We start from the raw sequence: 19,188 nt of genomic DNA on the forward strand, positions 1-19,188 counted from the left end.
ATGGATCAATGATTATCCAGGTTATTTATTGAGAATCAGAAATCAGGTATATGTATACCTTCCTATGTTAAGTGATATTTCATGACAAATTTTCGAAGCATCGCGGATATCAGACGTGAATATGGTGAGTTGAATTTAAGCGAAGAATTGCTTCCTGATGATCCCATAGTGCAATTTATGCAATGGTTTGAAGATGTCCTAAAGAATGAGAAAAATGATCCTACAGCCATGGTTTTATCTACGGTAGATGATCAAGGTCGTCCTGATTCTAGAGTTGTATTGTTAAAAGGTTTGCATGAAGGCAATTTTGTTTTTTATACAAACTATCAAAGCGCAAAAGCAGTACAAATCAAAGTAAATCCTTATGTTGCACTTAATTTTTATTGGCCGCAAATGGCAAGACAGGTTAGAGTGCGCGGTCAAGTCCAACACGTTGAAGAAAAGCAATCTGATCTTTATTTTTTATCCAGACCAATTAAAAGCCAATTTAGTGCGATTGTCTCACCTCAAAGCCATGAGATTAAAGACAGACAATCATTAGAAAATGCTTTAAATGAATTAATAGAAAAGCATGGGCAACAACCCATCGTACGCCCAACTTATTGGGGTGGATTTATGATTATTCCTGACCAAATAGAGTTTTGGCAGGGAAGAGACAATCGGTTACATGATCGAATTCAGTATTTTCGGCAAAATGAGCAATGGAAATACCGTCGTTTAGCACCATGATGGCAAAATTTGCCGGCAAAAAGTAAAGTTACACCACATACTTATTTTTAATCTCCCTTTTTGTTCTTCTTCTAATTTTTTTGTTTTTTTAAGATACAGAAAAAGTTGGCCCAGAAATTGCTTCTATAATTATAGAAATATAAAAATGAATTATTATTTCTTAGCAAAATAAAAAATTGTCAAAAATTAGTAAATGTTTTGAATTGGTAAATAAGCGTTAATTTAAAGTCGTAAAATTGTTTTAAATGTAGAAATTATTGACAGTATTAAGAAACATACTGAATACATAAATAGAGGGTACAATCATGAACGACATAACAGCCTTACTACCACATATTAAATTACGTTTTAACATTGAGCATCCAAGTTATGAAGACAGTTACGCATTTGGTTACGAATGCGCTCTTGCGGATGTTGCCGAAGAAGATAATCCTTTCCATATCGGTAGCCAACAAGCGGACCATTGGTTAGAAGGATGGTGGGATGCAATGGAAGGGGAACAACCACTTTTTGAGTTAAACTCTGAAGCACCTGAAGTGCTTTCAGTAGCAAGTGAAGTTGCTGCAAATGATCAAGTGTATTGTCATAAACACAGTTTTTTGTCACTGGTTATTGAAATTAGTGGTGCTATAGCTGCTTCTGCGTTAGTTGGATACCAATTATTTGAATTGGTAGCCTAATTTTAGAAGAATCGATACTATAGTCTAAAAAACATAATTCGCCTATTTATGTAGTGTTGCCCATTAGTCCAATTTCTCTTCTCCCCACAGGGAGAAGGAAATACCATCCTAAAAAAGGAGGAGTAGGGCTGTTTTTTAGGATGATAGATAGTGAGTTATTTTTTGAATAGTTTTAATACAATTGACCGCATACGAGTAATTTCAGAAGGGTTAAATTCTTTATATATTTCACTGCCTATATTGAGGCATACAGTGACATTGTCGCCAAGCCCTTTAAGTAAATCTACCCCAGATAATTTGAGTAGCTTAATTTCTTTAGCTATTTCAGAAGCCCACGAATTAAGATAACTTATCTCGGTAAATACAGGCAAAAAAATATGGTCATTTTCTTGCAAGAATAGCACTATAGGCTCTTCGTTTTCAGTGTTTTGTTCAATGGGAATGATAAAGTTAGCTTTAATAAACTCCAGATAAGCCTTATTCGCCTCTTTCGTATTTCCTGCTGAAAGAAGAGCTTCTTTTATTGCTAGATTAAGAGCATTCATTTTAAGCCTTAAAAAAATTAAATTAGCACGATTATTATAACCATATTCTTTATGTAGAGTAACACTTAGTATATAACTAGGGAGCAGGAAGAGGTTCATACAAAAGAAATCAAGCCATGTGTTGAAATAAATGACAACAACAGTATAATGTGATCCTTGCTTTGCAGATTTTTTGCTCATTTTTGTATAAATATTAGGGCTTATTGATATTTATACTACAGTCGATGTTCTAGCATTAGTAGAAAATATAAATAGCCCTGATACGGGGCTTTGCTTTTTGATATACCAATGCGGTTAGTACCCTTCGATGAAACAAAGCGAATTAGAATTTTTATTAAAATAGAGAATTTATGAACAAAATGCATGAATCTAGAGTAGAAATTTATAACCGTAAGAGTTATCTAGCATTTGCTTGGTTAGTTTGGGGATTGGCTGCTGCTTTTTATTTCTCAGATTATATGGCTCGTGTGGCCCCTGGAGTAATGCACCGTTACTTGCAAATTGATTTTGGAATTAATGAAGCAGGTTTTGGTATATTAACTGCTTCATTTTATGTGCCCTATATTTTGATGCAAATCCCTGTAGGGCTTACTGTAGATCGTTTAAGTATCCGTTGGTTACTTACTGTAATGTCGTTAGTCACTGCTTTTGGTTGTTGTGTTTTTGGCTTAGCAGGAAGTCTATTTATGGGCTCAATTGGTAGAATGCTCATAGGCTTTAGTGCTGCGTTTGCTTTTGTATGTTCGCTACGATTGGCTACATCTTGGTTTCCACCCACAATGCTAGGTTTACTAGCCGGTTTAACCCAAGCATTAGGAATGTTAGGTGCTGCAGCAGGAGAGGCCCCTGTTTCCTTTTTGGTAAGTAATGTAGGATGGCGTCATAGCATGCTGATTATTGCTTTCCTATTTATTGCTCTTGCTGCCTTGCTCTATCAATTTGTACAAGATAAACCAGGGGAGCATAGAAGTGAGGTGCGTTCTATAAATCAATTAAGTATCTTGCAGAGTTTAAAAATCGTATTATCTTGCCGACAAACTTGGTATAACGCACTCTATGCTGGATTTTTATTTGGTCCAACAGCGGTTATTGGTGAAGCAATTGGCCCTGCTTATTTGCAATTTGGCAGAGGACTGGGTGTGCATGCAGCTGCTTTTGCTACAGGATTAATTTTTATAGGCTGGGGAATTAGTGGTCCTTTATCAGGCTGGATCTCAGATAAAATGGGACGTCGCAAGCCACTCATGATTCTTTCAGCGATATTCGGTATCATTTTTACAAGTTTGTATGTATATAGTCCAACTTTAAGTCAAAATTCAGCTTATTTGCTGTTCTTTGCTTTTGGTCTTACTAACACAGGTGTTGCGATTGCTTATGCGGTTTCTACTGAGATACATGATAGAAATGTGATTGGAACTTCAATTGCCTTTACCAATATGATTTCAATATTTGTTGGTGCTTTATTACAACCTTTAGTCGGGCGTTTAGTGGATATGGTGTCGGGGGCTCGTGCTTATAATGTTGAAACCCTGTTATTGTCAGATTTTCAGGCGGGTTTAAAAATATTGCCACTTTGTTCTTTGATTGCATTAATATTGGCTTTTATGGTTAAAGAGACTTATTGCAAATCAGTAAAACATCCTTAATCTTGTTTATTCATTGCCGCAAAATTACTAGGGGTGTTTTTTTATAAGCGTATCGCACTCCTATGTTATTTGCTGTTATACTTCGTACTGCAGTTTTGTTGTAGCGAATTAATAACATGGAGAACAGAATGAAAAAATTTGCAGGATTAGTGATTATCCTGGCCGTTCTAATTCTAGGCGGATATTATGGTATGGGTGTTCTTACTGAAAAGTCAATTAGAAAGACTATTGAGGTAATTGATCAATCAAATGGTTTATATGCTGATATTGAACAATACCACAGAGGATGGTTTGATTCTGAAGCTAAAATTAAATGGCGTTTACATGTTCCTGAGCGCGTTGTAAAAGATGCTAATGGTCAATCTCAAACTCTTCCTGCTCAAGATTACAGGACAGAGATGCCATTAACCATTCACCATGGTCCGATTATTGTTGCTAACAATCATATACGTTTTGGATTAGGATATGCAGAAGCAGTTTTCCCATTCCCACCACAATATAACGATCAGTTTAATGCACAATTCACACAAGACTCGATAAAGCCACAATTGGATTTAAGCATATTTGTTAATTACCTTAATGAAAGCACCGTCGACTTTAAAGTTCCTACGTTCAAATTAGTTGCAAAAGATGGCTCTGGTAACTTTGAATGGTTAGGGATGAATTCTAGTACTACTATGACTTCGGGAGTGACCAAAGTTAAAGGTAACGTTATTTTGGATGGATTGAATGCAATTAAAGAAGATACCAAAATTACTTTAAGCAAGGTCACTAGTGATTATGATTTGCATGAAACACCTGCCGGCTTGTATTTGGGTGATGCAAACTTTAGTTTACCAATTTTTGATGTTTTTGTTAAAGATCAAAAAATGTTTGAAATTAATGGCCTTGTCGTTAAATCAGATAGCGATATTGAGCAACATCTTTTTAATACACATTTTAATGTGAGTTTAAAATCCATGTTAGCCAATGGCCAAAATTATGGTCCAGGAGATTTAGAAGTCGCCTTAAGAAATCTTGATGCTGATGTATTAGCTAAAATCAATGAACAAACACGGGCTATGCAAAATGGTGATGAGGTGCAACGCCAACAAGCAATGCTTGCTTTATTGCCTGAATTGCCGAAGTTATTTAGTAAGGGTGCAGAGTTTGAAATATCTCAACTCAGCTTCAAAATCCCTCAAGGGCAGATTGAAGGAAACCTTTATGTTACTTTGCCTAAAGGAGAGAATTCTAATCCTTTTGAATTAATGCAAAAAATTCAGGGTAAAGCTAAGTTACAAGTACCTGCTGAAGCAGTAAAAGAGATTATGAAGCAGTCAATAATACAGCAGTTAGCTAAGGAGCCTGATTTACAACAAACTTTAGTGCAACAATTACAGGCAAATCAAAATGCTAATCAACCTACAGACAAAACCAATCAGCCAGCACTAACTCCTGAACAATTAGCGGATATGCAGACTGAAAAACAATTAAAGGCATTACAGCAATCTGGTTTAATTAGTGTTCAAGGTACAGATTACATTATCGACGTCTCTTTAGAGCAGGGTAAATTTATAATTAATGGTAAACCTTATGATCCTTCAATGATGAAATTCTAAAGGGAAATTAAAGTGCTTTATAAGGTGTAGTTTGCAAAAGCAGTCTACACCTAATTCGAACTTTTTGAATCTGTAATGAATATTGATTATTGATTTTTAATGTGGATTTTTGAGTTGGGCCTTGTTTCAAGTGGCTTGATTCGGTAATATACTTTTTTTAAAAAGAGGAGCTAATAATAATGACAACAATCAGTAATGAAGTAGTGGATAACACCGCTTCTCTGGCTGAAAGCGTAACTCTTTCAGTGCAAAAATACTTTTCAGAACTTAAAGGAACTGATCCTGTTGACTTATACCAGTTTGTACTCGAAGAAATTGAGACCCCATTATTTCGTGCTGTTATGGAGCATTGCAAGTATAATCAATCCAGAGCTGCAATAATGCTAGGTATTAGTCGAGGAACATTGAGAACTAAATTGCGCCGTTATTTTGATGATAAATATGTAGGCACTCGCGATTAGTAGTTTAAGTTCTAGAGTTTCATAAGGAGCTAATAAGCTCCTTTTTTATTTAATTAAAGAAAGGTACATGGTCATTGATTGATCGCTACCCTCCGCGACAGCGGCGTTGTTGTAGAGGGTGACTTAATATTCCTTCTGGAAATTATTTAATACCCCTCGTGGAAATTAGAATTTATTTAACTCGACTTTAGGAAAAACTCCAAGTGAATCCCCGCAGGGTCCAGATGGATCTTCGAAACGGATGGAAGCAACCATGGAAAATAACTCGTATTCAAAAAATGAATCCTGATTAGAAGGATTGATACCAGGATATAATTCAGTAAAGGGCCCCCGCGATCTGTGCCGCGGGGATTCGGTATAAACTCGATGATTTATACCAGGACATATGTTGATCCTTGCAACAACGCTGTGAAAACAGAGGGTTTACTAAAGGTTATGCTTTATTCAGCAAACATCGAGCTGACTGATTCTTCGATGTTAACTCGTTTAATAGCTTGTGCAAGCATTTCGGATAAGCTAACAACCCGAATTTTTTTACATTCACGTGCCTCAGTGGATAGAGGGATAGTATCCGTTACTACTATTTCATCAAGGCCAGAGTTTCTAATATTATTTATCGCTTGTCCCGATAAAACAGGATGAGTAATGTATGCTCTTACACTGTGGGCACCATTTTTTTTGAGCTCATGAGCAGCAGAGCAAAGAGTGCCAGCAGTATCTACAATATCATCAACAATAATACAGCTTTTATTAGTAGGATCACCAATTATATGCATTACTTCAGATTTATTAGGGCCGCTACGTCGCTTATCAATAATGCATAATTCCGCATGATCCAATCGCTTAGCTACAGCTCTAGCTCTAACAACTCCACCGACATCGGGAGAAATTATCATTATGTTTTTTAAATTTTGTCTTGTGATATCGTCAAGAAGTATTGGCGTGGCGTAGACGTTATCAACAGGCATATAGAAAAAGCCCTGGATCTGATCCGCATGTAAATCAACTGTAAGAACACGGCAAATGCCCACGGATGCCATCATGTCAGCAACAACTTTTGCCGTAATGGGGACACGTGCGGATCGGACACGTCTATCTTGGCGAGCATATCCAAAGTAAGGAACTACCGCCGTAATACGCGCAGCAGATGATCTTCTTAATGCATCTGCCATAGTTAATAGTTCCATTAAATTATTATTTGATGGGGCGCAAGTGGATTGAATGATAAAAACATCTTTACCGCGGACATTTTCTAAAATTTCAATCATGGTTTCTCCATCACTAAAAGTACCGACTGTGGCTTTCCCAATAGGTATTTTTAAATGAGAAGAAATTTGTTGTGCTAACTCCGGATTTGCATTTCCGGAAAAAATCATCATTGTGGACATGTGTATGAAGCCTTCGATCCAGGTTAATCATTTAACTTAAACACATAGCAGAAGACAGCCAAAAAGATATTATTATTATTTGAGCATTACAAAAACGCATCCTTCCAGGTTATCTTCTGCTGTCTGTTTACTTGAATCAACAAGAAAGTGGCAGGGGTGCTAGGATTCGAACCTAGGTATGCAGGGATCAAAACCCTGTGCCTTACCGCTTGGCGACACCCCTAAAATTTGTAGATTCTTAAATACTCCGTGCATTAACTACGTTCATCCCTACAAATGTGTTGCGTATTTTGCAGTGGTTTTTGAAACATGTCAACTTTGAAAGCAATAATTTTTTGTAATTTTTAAATAATCTAGGAATTGACATCAAAGAAAGAATAACATATAGGATGAGCCTTTGATAGGGCTCATCACATAGATATTACTGGGAAAATTTATACAGTCCAATTTTGAATGACCACTTTAACCATTACTCCATTTCCTTGGAGATGAATCATACTTGGAAGATCGGTGCCTTTAACGGAAGTGTATTTAGCAAAATTAATTGTATATCCACTTTGTTTTAATTGGGTTAGATGGTTATATTGATCTCGATGCTCTCCTGCAACAGAACCAGGGGCAGGTAATCCTCTTACCCAATAATAGAGGTTGTTTACAGGTAGTTTAATTCCAGTTTGTTGGGCAAGTAATTCGTCCGCATTATGAGAGGTGATTTTTTTAGGACCATCTTGGAAGGTAATTGTATTCCCTTTTTTGTCGATTAGTACCGTTCCGCCTCCTAAAGGACCCATTAAACGAATTTGATAAGTATTTGGGCCGTTTTGAACCCAATTCATAGTCGCGGACCATCCTTTGGATTTGCTTTTAGCGGCCATGGCGCCACGAATTTCCCACGATGAAATTGTTTCGGTTTTTTCTTTACGTTGCTCTACAGGCATGACCTTATTTTCAGGTAATTCAGCTGCTGGTCGAGGAGGAGCACAGGCGGTTAAGAGACAAATAGGAATGATTGCTAATTTTTTAAAATTATTCATTGATCACCTCAAGTCCTTTTTTGTAGTTTTTCAATTAACAATACGCTAGACTGTTGATATATGCAATTAGTCTTAACCATAATGAAATTAAAAGCAATTTATCCCGGTACATTTGATCCTGTTACGAATGGACATGTTGATATTATTAGCCGAGCAGCTAAAATTTTCCCTGAAATTGTTGTGGGTGTAGCAAGCAATAAGGCAAAACGTCCTTTTTTACCCCTGGAGACAAGAATCAATCTGTTGAAAGAGTCTCTTGCACACTTACCAGGAGTTTGTGTTCTAGGTTTTGAGAACTTATTAATTGATTTTGTATTAGAGCAAAATGCGGGGATTATTTTGCGGGGTTTACGAGCGGTATCTGATTTTGAATATGAATTCCAATTGGCTGGAATGAATAGAAAGTTATCAAAAAAAATAGAAACTATCTTTTTGACCCCATCAGAAAACTTAATGTTTATTTCTTCTACTTTAGTGCGGGAAATCGCATTTTTAAATGGAGATATTTCTCAGTTTGTTCCTTCTTGTGTCGTTAGAGAATTAAAAAAGAGACAAAATGAAAATCAAGCTACGAAAAATTCATAAGAGTATTTGTTTTGTACTTAGCACTAATTTATTGTGGATCAATACGAATAGTTTTGCGGAGCAATACAATGCACAACCTCCGGGTTATGCGGTCGCAAGCGCTCATCCATTAGCTACAAATGCGGGACTGGAAATTTTAGCTGATGGCGGGAATGCTTTTGATGCCGCAGTAGCTGTATCAGCGGTGTTGGGTGTCGTTGAACCTTATCATTCTGGTTTGGGTGGAGGAGGATTTTGGCTGTTGCATCAAGAAGAGCAACATAAAAATATCTTTATCGACGCTCGTGAAACAGCACCTATGGCTGCTAAAAAAGACATGTATTTGGCACCCGATGGTAGGGTGATACCAGGTTTATCACTCAATGGGGGATTGGCGGCAGCAATTCCTGGTGAACCTGCTGCTTTAGCATATATTGCCAAAAACTATGGACGATTACCTTTGGAAAAAACTCTTGCTCCTGCTATTCGATTGGCAGAAGAAGGTTTTATTGTGGATAAACAGCTTTATACTTTCTTGAAGAATGAAGATAGATTTAAGCAAATTAAAAAATATCCGGCTACCGCAGCAATTTTTCTAAACGAGGGTCGACCTTATTTAATCGGCGAGCGCCTAGTACAAAAGGATTTGGCGAAGACATTAAAGTTAATTGCTAAAAATGGAGAACAGGGTTTTTATACAGGTGAAGTAGCAGAACAATTAGTTAAAGGGGTTAATGCAGCAGGCGGGATTTGGACCTTGGCTGATTTAGCTCAATATCGGATTAAGGTAAGAGAGCCTTTAATAGGGGCCTACCATAATATGCTTATTATTACGGCACCACCGCCTTCAGCAGGTGGCGTTGCTTTATTAACAATGCTGAATATATTGTCTCACTATTCTCTTGCTTCATTCTCTAAAGTGCAATGGATACATTATCTGGTCGAGTCTATGCGGCTTGCTTATTGGCAAAGGGAGCAATTTTTAGGAGATCCTGATTTTGTGAGTATACCTGTAGCGAAGTTAATTTCTGCAGAAAATGGTAAGCAATTAAGTACATTAATTTCTCCAGATAAAGCTACTGCAAGTTCGGTTTTACAAGGGCAATCAAAAAAAACTACCGGTTCTACAAGTACAACACATATCTCGATTATTGATGCCGAAGGAAATCGTGTTGCTGCAACGATGACCATAAATTATATTTTTGGCTCTAGCGTTGTTGCTGAAGGAACTGGCGTCTTGTTGAATGACGAAATGGATGATTTTTCAAGCAAAGTCGGCGAAGAAAATGTGTTTGGCATTGTTGGGGCTGATAAAAACTCCATTGAACCTGGCAAAAGACCCTTATCAAGTATGACGCCTACATTTCTCGAGTTGCCGGGACGAGTTGCGATTTTAGGCACTCCAGGAGGTAGTCGCATCCCTACAATGATATTAATTGCGTCCTTGGTGTTTAAAGACGCGTATGGAGCAATCAGTATGGTTTCTGCTATGCGCTTCCACCATCAGTATTTACCTGATATTTTGCAATTTGAACCTGATACATTTCCACCAACAATTCAAGAAAGTCTAAAAGCGATGGGCTATCACCTGATGCCATTAGGACAATATTATGGGGATATGCAAGCAATTACGTGGGATAAGCAAAGCAATGTATTAACTGCCACATCTGATCCACGCAATATAGGCTTGGCCGCATCAATTGTGAATCAACAAAGAGGATATGGGGTAGGGTATTAATGATACTTCAGGAATTCTGTTTGGATCCTCTGCTTGCGCAGTATCACTATGTCTTTTAATTTAATGGCAGTGCATATTATGGTGTATTACTTTCTCCAACCAACTCTTTGATTGCAATAAAAGTTTGTTTAATCAACTCTTCTTTATTTCCTAAAGTAAATTGCGAAGCATCAATTGGTTTGCCTATATGAATTTCTGCCTTTTGCTTTAAATGAATATTAAAGCTTCGGGCAGGTAGAATATTATTTGCGCCACGGATTCCTATAGGAATAATTGTGGCTTTAGATTGAATCGCCGTAATAAAGCCTCCTTTTTTAAAAGGGCCGAGTTTTCCATCTTTAGAACGAGTACCTTCAGGAGCAATCCACATAATAATTCCACTTTCCATGAGGTGCTGGGCAAAAGCTAAATCCTTAATAGCCTGGTATTTATTCTTTCTATCTATAAAAGGAAACTCTGCTGCTGCCATTGCTTTACCCATTAAGGGTATTTTTGCAAGCTCCTTTTTTGAAAGCATACGAATGGAGTGATTTGGAAAGGCCTTAAAAGCAAGCGGAATATCGTAGGCGCTTGAATGATTACACATAATAATGGTCGCTTTTCCTGCTTGCGGTTGAATATTGAAGGGATTAATGACTTTATATTCAACTTGCACTTCATTCAATAATTGATCAACCCAATGGTGTAGTGCCTTATCAGTCCACGAGCGATTTAAAGTACTAAGAAAATACTTAGAGATACAGCGAATACTAGTTACTGCCGTATAAAACATTAAAGCGCAAATAACCCAGGCAGTTCTAAATTGATTTATTTTCATTATCGTTAGGATAAAGTAAGTTAGCGCTAATATAACGCATGTTGAATGGATTGCCCAGCGTGTTTTTAGTATTATAGAAAACCTATTCGGCCATTGTGAATGAAGTTTTTCGTGTTAGAGTCCCCATTTTTGGCATTTAGGACAAAAACTAGAGTTACGCCCGCCAAGGATAACTGATTCAATTGGATGTTGGCACTCCATACACGGTTGATTTTTTCGGCCATATACTTTAAGTGAAATGCTAAAATAACCGGGTTTCCCATCGAATGCATAAAAATCTTTTAAAGTAGTACCTCCACATGCTATAGCTTGTTGGAGTACCTCTTTAATGTGCGCGGCTAAGTTGAAGTGAGCTTCTTCAGAAAGCATTTTTGTGGGGGTGCTCGGATGAATTTTAGCTAAAAAAAGACTTTCTGTAGCATAGATATTGCCTACGCCTACAACAATTTCATTATCCATAATGAATGATTTAATCGGTTTATTTTTATTTTTTCCTTTTTGAAATAAATAATGGCCATTAAATTCTTCTGAAAGCGGTTCTTTGCCTAAATGAACAAGAAGAGGGTGTTCATATGGGTTTTTATCGATATAAAGAAACAAACCAAATCGCCTAGGATCATAAAATCGTAAGAGAAGATCATTGTTTAGCGCTACGGTAATATGATCGTGTTTTTGGAGAGTACTACTACTTTCGGCCATTCTTAAGTGTCCTGACATTCCTAGATGAATGAGAAGATAGCCTTGGGATAGGTGGATTAATATATATTTTGCTCTACGAGTAACCGCAATAATTTTTTTCCCAACACACAGTTCATTTAAGTGATTAGGAACAGGTAATCTAAGTCTTGGATTATGAACGCTAATCCTACTAATTGTTTGTCCCTCCAGATGGAGTTTAACTCCCTCTTTTGTGGTTTCAACCTCCGGTAATTCAGGCATTATTTTTTATCATTATGTTCTATAATTCTGCCTTCGCTTTTTTTGACTACTTCTGTTGTCGTCTTAGTGTTTGAAAATAGAACTTGTCTTATTGCCGCTATTACCCACAGGGTGCCGCCGATGATAATGCCCCAAATTAAAACATAAGAGAACATGAATAACAGACCTAAGAACAATGCAATTGCCATTCCTGCTATGACGAAAGGGACTAGGGTCTCAAAAACTTTTGCAAATGGAAATTTCTCATTCATATCATTATTCCTAATCTTAATTACTATAATTATCGGCTACTTAATGAAATGTTGCAATGTAAAGCGTAAAATTGTGTTATTCTTATTATCATATGTATAATATATAAGGACGTATGAGAATTATTGAGATTCAACTAAGGGAAGAGTTTTTTTAATTTGCATGTTTTGCATTTGAAGCGGGGTAATTATGGTTTTTGGTTATTTAAACCTGTCTTTTTGGGGATATGTTGTTGCGACATTGATTTTGACGCAAATTACTATCGCAGCAGTAACGTTGTATCTTCACCGAAATCAAACACATCGAGCTCTGACTTTACATCCTCTTGTCAGTCATTTTTTTCGTTGTTGGTTATGGTTAACTACTGGCATGGTTACAGCAGATTGGGTTGCGATTCATCGCAAACACCATGCATCAGCAGATGTAGAAGGAGACCCCCATAGTCCTGTAGTTTTTGGTATTAAAAAAGTATTTTGGGAAGGAGCGGAGCTTTATCGCGCAGCTCGTAAAGATAGAGAGATGGTTGCTAAATACTCTCACGGCACGCCTACGGATTGGGTGGAGCGGAAGGTTTATTCGTGTCATTCTGCCAAAGGAATTTGGCTCATGTTCTTAATGGACTTGTTTTTATTTGGTTTACCTGGAATTACCATTTGGGCAATCCAAATGATGTGGATACCTGTTTTTGCTGCTGGAGTCATTAATGGTATTGGACATCATTGGGGATATAGAAACTTTGAGTGCCATGATGCAGCAAGAAATATTTTTCCTTGGGGATTTTGGATCGGAGGGGAAGAGCTGCATAACAATCACCATACTTTTGCTTCTTCAGCAAAGTTCTCAGTGAAATGGTGGGAGTTTGATATAGGTTGGATGTATATTCGCATTCTTTCTTTTTTCGGTTTGGCTAAAGTTAAAAAATTACCACCTAAACTTGCTATGGATGCAGGTAAATTACAGATCGATTTAGATACAGTGAAAGCAGTGGTTTCTAATCGATTCCAAGTGATGTCAAATTATTATAAGAGCGTGATTAGACCAATACTTCAACAAGAAAAAAGCAGTGGTGTTGAAAGTAAAGAAGAGAAAAAGCTATTTTCTCGCGCAGGAAGCCTTTTGAGACGTGAAAATTGCTTGTTGACTACGAAAGCGAAAATTCGTTTATCGAATTTGCTTGAGGCTCGTGAACAATTGCGTGTTGTTTATGCCTACAAGCAGTCATTGCAAAATATTTGGCTAAAAACAGCGTCTACTCAAAAAGAGTTAGTGGAGGCCTTGCAGCAATGGTGTCGACAGGCAGAAGAGTCTGGCCTTGAAGTTTTAAAACAGTTTGCGCAACAAATAAAAGGATATGTACCTGTTTACAAGTAATTTACTTTTGCCGACCCATCATTTCAATGACTTAAAAAAGTGATGGGTTTTTTGTTTTAATTTTATATAGTACTATTTTATTATCGTAATAACAGGGAGTTGTTTATGATGAAAGGCGTAGCAATAGTAACTGGAGGGACGGGAGGTATCGGTACCGCTATTTGCCAGCGATTGGCTTCCGACTTCCAGGTTGTAGCATGTTATTTTAAGCACGGAAAACATGAAGAAGCGAAACAATGGCAAGAAGAACAAAAAAAGCTAGGTTTTGATGTTGATATTGTTTATGGAGACATAGCTCAATTTGCAGATTGTGAAAAACTAATCTCTCTTATCATGGAGCGTTATGAGCGTATTGATGTATTAGTGAATAATGCAGGCATTACCAATGATTGCAGTTTGCGAAAAATGACTCCGGAACACTGGCATAGCGTGATTGAGGCTAATTTAACGAGTGTATTTAATATGACTCGTAATGTGCTTCCAATAATGATTGATAAAGGCTATGGTCGCATTGTAAGCATTTCCTCCATCAATGGACGAAAGGGGCAATTTGGCCAATGTAATTATGCTTCCACTAAATCTGCTTTATATGGTTTTAGTAAAAGTCTCGCGCTGGAAGTAGCAAGTAAAGGGATAACTGTGAATACGATTTCTCCGGGTTACATAGAAACTCCCATGCTTTCTTCTTTAAAAGAAGAAGTACTTAATTCAATAATATCAAATATTCCTGTTGGACGTTTAGGCCAGCCTAAAGAAATTGCAGATGCTGTCGCTTTTCTAGTGTCTCCAGATAGTGGTTTTATCACGGGAGCTAACTTGGATATTAATGGTGGCCAGTATATGTAAAAGATAATATCCTGGTTTTTAAAACCAGGATATTATGGCTCACTTTAATCTGTCTTTTTTTAAAGAATAGAGAGTTATATGCACAAAAATAATATGGCGTTGATTACTGGTGGTACTGGTGATATTGGTACTGCGATAGCCCAAGAATTAGATGCATTATATAAGCATGTTTTTGCTCTGGATTTAATTTCCGAAAAGCAAGGCCAAGCATGGGAAAATGAATTAAAGGAACAAGGATATAAAAATATTCATTTTCGCCATATGGATGTGACGGATTATGAGCAATGTGGCAAAGTTATTTCTTCGATTATTAAAGACTATGGCAATATTGATGTATTGATTAATAATGCAGGAATTACTCGAGACGCCGTATTTACTAAAATGACAAAAGAGCAATGGGATGAAGTCCTTACTGTTAATCTTGATGGAATGTTTCATGTAACTCGTCATGTAGTTGAAAACATGAGACAAAACGAATACGGTCGAATTGTTAATGTTTCTTCTGTGAATGCACAAAAAGGCCAATTTTCACAAGCGAATTATGCTGCATCAAAGGCAGGTGTTTATGGGTTTACAAAAAGCTTGGCGCAAGAGTTAATGAGTAAAAATATTACTGTAAATAGTCTTTCTCCAGGGTATGTGGATACTCGATTAATGAAGGGGATTAGACCGGATATTCTCGAAGCAATTATTGACCAAATTCCTGCAAAACGATTAGCTCAGACTCAGGAAATCGCCTGGGCAGTTGAGTTTTTGATTAGCGAAAGAAGCCGGTATATAACTGGGGCTAACTTAAGTATCAATGGCGGCCTTCATATGTATTAAAATTTCAGTATTTATTTATGAATGAATTTAACTAAAATCTTTTCGCTATATCATGAGAGAATTATGACGCGTTTAATAAAAAAATATAAGAATCGTAGGCTTTATGATACTGAGACTAGCCAATATATAACTTTAGAAGAGTTACAACATTATGTTGTAAATAATGTATCGTTTAAAGTAGAAGATTCTCTAACAGGAAAAGATTTAACTAACTCCATTTTATTGCAGATTCTCGTTGAGATGGAGGCGGGTCCTACTCAATTTTTATCTCCTGAAATTTTGCGTCAAATTATATCCTTAGCGAATCATCCCATGCAGGCTTCTTTAAAACAGATGATGGAGCAGATGTTTCAAGTAATGGAGAAGCCATTACAAAATAATCCTTATGTCCAGGCAACTGAAACTTGGAATCAACAAATGCAGAAAGTGATGCAACAATGGCAAAGCTTATTTAAAGGTTGATTCTTAATCCATTATTTTTATGCTGCATTGCAAAAAAAAATATTCTAACCCATTGACAAATTTATAGCTTATGGACTAATATAAAATTGTGCAATGCAACATATTGGAGAATATCATGTATCAACAAAACTTTGAAAGATGGACTGAAATAGCCAAGAAAATCCAAGAGCCTTTTCAAGCGATGGCTGAATTAAATGTGAAAACGTTACAAGGTATTAATTACCTTAAACCTGAAGAAATCGCAAGTATCAAAAAGCCAGAAGAATTATTAGAGAAACATATTAATCTGGCTGTTGAAAATGGCCATAAAACTTTGGATTACCTTCAAAAATCTTTTCAAATTATTGAGAAAGCAATGTTAGGTTTTGTTCAAGAAGCCAAAAAAACTGCTGCTGAGACAAAACATTAATATACTATTTCTTAAAAAGCAGCCCAACTCATTAAGCTGGAGCTGCTGCCATTCTTTATGTGTATTCCTCTAATTCAAATAATCATGTTTTCGAAGAAATTATGGTAAACTCAATTTCACGCATTTTCATCACAAATGCATCAAATATGGCTTTCGGTGAACTATGTAGAGGGTTCAGGCTAGACTGTATTCTGCCATTGCTGGGGGCATAAAAGTTATTTTTATGCCTTTTATTATATCGAACTCACGTTAATTTAGTAGATTCAAGCGCTTTTTCTGGGTTAAAATGCGTAAAGTTATCTCATCTTTAGGTAATCTCTCAATAAGTCTGGGGAAAGAAATAGCCTATATTCTGTAGTTTGTACGCAAAATTTAGGAATCTTACTCTATGTCCTGTCTCTTTAAGGAGACAAGTTACAGGATCTTGAGTAGTTACTTCTTTATCGAGCTACCTTCATTAAGAGAGGAGGGAATTACTAAAATAGGGGCAATGATTGATTATTTTTCGTTATTTAGCTAAAGAAGTGTTGATCACTTTGATTTCGCTAACATCCATACTCGTGTTAATTTTTTTGAGTAACCAGCTGATTCAATATCTTAATCGAGCAGCCTCTGGTAGTATCCCTGGTGTGATCATCATGAAGTTGATGATGCTGGAATTGCCTACTTTGCTTTGTTTGCTTATCCCTTTAGGTTTTTACATCGCAATGCTACTTGCTTATGGTCGTTTGTATGCTGAAAGTGAGATGACTGTCCTACGTGCTTGTGGTTATGGCCCAAATAAATTGTTAAAACATAGTATTATTATGGCAACGGTAGTTGCTTTTATCGTAGCTATAGTGATGATTTGGGGGAGCCCTTTGATTTATATTGAGCGTGCTAAATTATTACGCTCTACTGGAATCCAGACGCTAGTACAAACCATTATGCCAGGACGTTTTCATGCCATTAATGAAGGTAAAGAGGTGTTCTATGTGCAATCGATGAGTCGAGACCATACCAAAGCAGAACAAGTGTTTCTTGCAAAACGAACTAAAGTCGACGATAAAACACGGTGGGATGTCTTATGGGCGGATCAAGCCTTTGCAGAAACTGATCCAAAAACAGGTGAAGATTACATCATTCTACAAAATGGTAAGGAATACCAGGGAGTTCCTGGCCATGCTGATTATCAAATTGCTGAATTTGGCCAGTATAAAGCACGATTACCACATCCTGTAGTAAAGATATCTGAAGATTTTCGCACCATAAGTACTGCCAATTTATTTCCATTTAATAATACAGATCGTGCTAAAGCAGCTGAATTACAATGGCGTTTTTCGGTACCTATTATGGTGTTTGCTTTGACGTTAATCGCGGTTCCTTTAAGCCGCATTAATCCTCGATCGGGTAAGTTTGCCAAGTTATTACCCGCAATTATTATTTATATTGTATATGCTAACTTATTATTCATTGCACGAGATGCTATGGTGTCTGGAAAAATGCCACAATGGTTAGGGTTATGGTGGGTACATTTGTGCATCATTGCATTTGGGTTATTACTGCTCTGGCGTAATCAGGCAAAACTGGCATGACTATGAAAATATTAGATCGGTACATCGCGAAAACAGTTCTTGGATCTATTGGCTTAGTTACTTTAATGCTCATCGGTCTCCAAATGTTCATTTTATTTGTTGATCAAATAAGTGATTTGGGGCGAGCTGATTATGGGATTGTCCAAGCTACTCTTTTTGTAATGTTGCAAATGCCTTATCAAGTTTATTTATTTTTTCCAATGGCAAGCCTTCTTGGTACTTTAATTGGTTTAGGGATCTTAGCGAATCATAGTGAATTAGTCATCATGCGTGCTTCAGGTATGTCCATAGGTCAGATTACTTGGGCAGTATTAAAGGCATCTGTATTGCTTATTGTATTTGTTACTGTTTTAGGTGAGACCTTAGTTCCGTACTTCTCTCATTATGCAAATGATTATAAAACAGCTGCGATTAGTGGTGGTCAAACTTTGCGGACCTCAAAAGGGTTTTGGCTGCGTTATAACAATGATTTTATTTCTGTGGGAATAGTGCTTTCCAATAATGTACTGAATAACATTTATCAATTTCGCTTTGATAACCAGCATCATTTAAAAATGTCGCGTTTTATTCGCGAGGTGCGACATACTCCAACCGGATGGATAGCGTATGATGTACAACAAACAGAGTTTAATGGGGAGCAAACGAAAGCACAGACTTTTGCTTCATTTCCTTGGGATGTATCGGTAAAACCTAAAATTCTGACCATTAGTAGTATCGACCCTGACGAAATGAACTTACGTGAATTGAATCGATACATAAGAGAACAAAAGCTCAATCATCAAAATGTACATAATTATCAGTTTGCCTTTTTACAACGACTTATTCAACCATTTACAACTATGGTTATGATGATTCTTTCCATTCCATTTATTTTTGGGCCTTTACGCTCAACTACTATGGGGTCGAAATTATTGGTTGGTGCTGCAGTAGGGTTTAGTTTTCATATTTTAAATCGCTTTTTTGGGCCGCTCAGTACAGTATTTCAATTACCACCGGAATTATCGGCATTAGGACCCACTGTTATTTTTGCATTATTGGGCCTTTATCTCATGAGAAGAGTAAGGTAGCAGTAATTAAGTAAGCGTCTCTCTATATTCTTCTGCTTTTTTGAAACTTGAATTCTCGAAAACCACTTTTTGAGAAAAATAAATCAACAAGTGGATTTCTCATTTGCTTTAGAGATGTGTGTATGACTGCCTTCGCAGAGCATGACGTCTTTCGAATGTTAAAATAGCGTCACCTTCCGCAAAAGCGGAAGGCCTAGGTGCAGCCATTCAGTAAATGGCCCCATTAAGTGAGCCAAGAGTTTG

General features: G+C 36.9%; 20 protein-coding genes and 1 tRNA gene. 14 read left to right on the forward strand and 7 right to left on the reverse strand.

Annotated elements, in window-relative coordinates; all coding sequences use genetic code 11:
- Window positions 1-81: 81 nt before the first annotated feature.
- Both pdxH and DYH34_RS01955 read left to right on the forward strand, forming a co-directional pair.
- The gene (gene pdxH / locus DYH34_RS01950; protein ID WP_058463893.1) at window positions 82-729 is read left to right on the forward strand and encodes a pyridoxamine 5'-phosphate oxidase; all 648 of its coding nucleotides are present in this window, start codon (window positions 82-84) and stop codon (window positions 727-729) included.
- Between the two features lie 305 nt (window positions 730-1,034).
- Window positions 1,035-1,409, forward strand: a complete 375-nt coding sequence (locus DYH34_RS01955) for a hypothetical protein (RefSeq protein WP_058463892.1) — start codon at window positions 1,035-1,037, stop codon at window positions 1,407-1,409.
- Window positions 1,410-1,564: 155 nt separating this feature from the next.
- Here the strand turns inward: DYH34_RS01955 and DYH34_RS01960 are convergent, their stop codons facing one another.
- Window positions 1,565-1,954 (reverse strand): SseB family protein, encoded by a 390-nt coding sequence (locus tag DYH34_RS01960; RefSeq protein WP_058464320.1) that lies wholly within the window; start codon window positions 1,952-1,954, stop codon window positions 1,565-1,567.
- Between the two features lie 350 nt (window positions 1,955-2,304).
- Between DYH34_RS01960 and DYH34_RS01965 the strand changes: the two genes are divergently transcribed.
- From DYH34_RS01965 to DYH34_RS01975, 3 genes are all read left to right on the forward strand, one after another.
- Window positions 2,305-3,600, forward strand: coding sequence for an MFS transporter (locus DYH34_RS01965; protein WP_058463891.1), 1,296 nt, complete (start codon window positions 2,305-2,307; stop codon window positions 3,598-3,600).
- A 128-nt stretch (window positions 3,601-3,728) separates the two neighbouring features.
- On the forward strand, window positions 3,729-5,201 hold the full coding sequence (locus DYH34_RS01970; protein WP_058463890.1) for a YdgA family protein: 1,473 nt from the start codon (window positions 3,729-3,731) through the stop codon (window positions 5,199-5,201).
- Window positions 5,202-5,380: 179 nt separating this feature from the next.
- A complete protein-coding gene (locus tag DYH34_RS01975; RefSeq protein WP_003633193.1) occupies window positions 5,381-5,662 on the forward strand; it encodes a helix-turn-helix domain-containing protein in 282 nt (93 codons plus the stop codon).
- Between the two features lie 440 nt (window positions 5,663-6,102).
- Here the strand turns inward: DYH34_RS01975 and DYH34_RS01980 are convergent, their stop codons facing one another.
- The 3 genes from DYH34_RS01980 to lolB all read right to left on the reverse strand — a co-directional run bounded on the left by DYH34_RS01980 (window position 6,103) and on the right by lolB (window position 8,084).
- Entirely contained in the window at window positions 6,103-7,050 is a 948-nt protein-coding gene (locus DYH34_RS01980; RefSeq protein ID WP_058463889.1) for a ribose-phosphate pyrophosphokinase, read from the reverse strand.
- A gap of 148 nt (window positions 7,051-7,198) precedes the next feature.
- A tRNA-Gln gene (locus DYH34_RS01990) sits at window positions 7,199-7,273 on the reverse strand.
- 211 nt (window positions 7,274-7,484) lie between these two features.
- A complete protein-coding gene (lolB, locus tag DYH34_RS01995; RefSeq protein ID WP_058463888.1) occupies window positions 7,485-8,084 on the reverse strand; it encodes a lipoprotein insertase outer membrane protein LolB in 600 nt (199 codons plus the stop codon).
- A gap of 60 nt (window positions 8,085-8,144) precedes the next feature.
- Here lolB and coaD point away from each other — a divergent pair, with 60 nt between their 5' ends.
- A complete protein-coding gene (gene coaD, locus DYH34_RS02000; RefSeq protein ID WP_058463887.1) occupies window positions 8,145-8,669 on the forward strand; it encodes a pantetheine-phosphate adenylyltransferase in 525 nt (174 codons plus the stop codon).
- The gene (gene ggt, locus DYH34_RS02005) at window positions 8,641-10,386 is read left to right on the forward strand and encodes a gamma-glutamyltransferase (RefSeq protein WP_058463886.1); all 1,746 of its coding nucleotides are present in this window, start codon (window positions 8,641-8,643) and stop codon (window positions 10,384-10,386) included. The genes coaD and ggt overlap by 29 nt, the downstream gene beginning before the upstream one ends.
- A gap of 76 nt (window positions 10,387-10,462) precedes the next feature.
- On the opposite strand, the gene DYH34_RS02010 is transcribed toward ggt, so the two are convergent.
- The 3 genes from DYH34_RS02010 to DYH34_RS02020 all read right to left on the reverse strand — a co-directional run bounded on the left by DYH34_RS02010 (window position 10,463) and on the right by DYH34_RS02020 (window position 12,393).
- On the reverse strand, window positions 10,463-11,203 hold the full coding sequence (locus DYH34_RS02010) for a lysophospholipid acyltransferase family protein (protein WP_058463885.1): 741 nt from the start codon (window positions 11,201-11,203) through the stop codon (window positions 10,463-10,465).
- Window positions 11,204-11,317: 114 nt separating this feature from the next.
- The gene (gene mutM / locus DYH34_RS02015; protein ID WP_058463884.1) at window positions 11,318-12,142 is read right to left on the reverse strand and encodes a bifunctional DNA-formamidopyrimidine glycosylase/DNA-(apurinic or apyrimidinic site) lyase; all 825 of its coding nucleotides are present in this window, start codon (window positions 12,140-12,142) and stop codon (window positions 11,318-11,320) included.
- Window positions 12,142-12,393 carry a hypothetical protein gene (locus DYH34_RS02020; protein WP_058463883.1) on the reverse strand — a complete coding sequence of 84 codons (252 nt, stop codon included), beginning with the start codon at window positions 12,391-12,393 and terminating at the stop codon, window positions 12,142-12,144. Before DYH34_RS02020 ends, mutM begins: the two co-directional genes overlap by 1 nt.
- A 187-nt stretch (window positions 12,394-12,580) precedes the next feature.
- Here DYH34_RS02020 and DYH34_RS02025 point away from each other — a divergent pair, with 187 nt between their 5' ends.
- The 7 genes from DYH34_RS02025 to lptG all read left to right on the forward strand — a co-directional run bounded on the left by DYH34_RS02025 (window position 12,581) and on the right by lptG (window position 18,945).
- Entirely contained in the window at window positions 12,581-13,762 is a 1,182-nt protein-coding gene (locus tag DYH34_RS02025) for a DesA family fatty acid desaturase (protein WP_058463882.1), read from the forward strand.
- A gap of 105 nt (window positions 13,763-13,867) precedes the next feature.
- On the forward strand, window positions 13,868-14,608 hold the full coding sequence (gene phbB, locus DYH34_RS02030) for an acetoacetyl-CoA reductase (protein ID WP_058463881.1): 741 nt from the start codon (window positions 13,868-13,870) through the stop codon (window positions 14,606-14,608).
- 78 nt (window positions 14,609-14,686) lie between these two features.
- Window positions 14,687-15,433, forward strand: coding sequence for an acetoacetyl-CoA reductase (gene phbB, locus DYH34_RS02035; RefSeq protein WP_058463880.1), 747 nt, complete (start codon window positions 14,687-14,689; stop codon window positions 15,431-15,433).
- 63 nt (window positions 15,434-15,496) lie between these two features.
- Window positions 15,497-15,895, forward strand: a complete 399-nt coding sequence (locus DYH34_RS02040; protein ID WP_058463879.1) for a polyhydroxyalkanoate synthesis regulator DNA-binding domain-containing protein — start codon at window positions 15,497-15,499, stop codon at window positions 15,893-15,895.
- Between the two features lie 115 nt (window positions 15,896-16,010).
- Entirely contained in the window at window positions 16,011-16,304 is a 294-nt protein-coding gene (locus DYH34_RS02045) for a phasin family protein (RefSeq protein ID WP_058463878.1), read from the forward strand.
- Between the two features lie 494 nt (window positions 16,305-16,798).
- Window positions 16,799-17,878, forward strand: coding sequence for an LPS export ABC transporter permease LptF (gene lptF / locus DYH34_RS02050; RefSeq protein WP_058463877.1), 1,080 nt, complete (start codon window positions 16,799-16,801; stop codon window positions 17,876-17,878).
- A complete protein-coding gene (gene lptG, locus DYH34_RS02055) occupies window positions 17,875-18,945 on the forward strand; it encodes an LPS export ABC transporter permease LptG (RefSeq protein ID WP_058463876.1) in 1,071 nt (356 codons plus the stop codon). Before lptF ends, lptG begins: the two co-directional genes overlap by 4 nt.
- The last annotated feature ends 243 nt before the right edge of the window (window positions 18,946-19,188 follow it).

It is taken from the genome of Legionella cincinnatiensis (assembly GCF_900452415.1).
Taxonomy (GTDB): domain Bacteria; phylum Pseudomonadota; class Gammaproteobacteria; order Legionellales; family Legionellaceae; genus Legionella; species Legionella cincinnatiensis.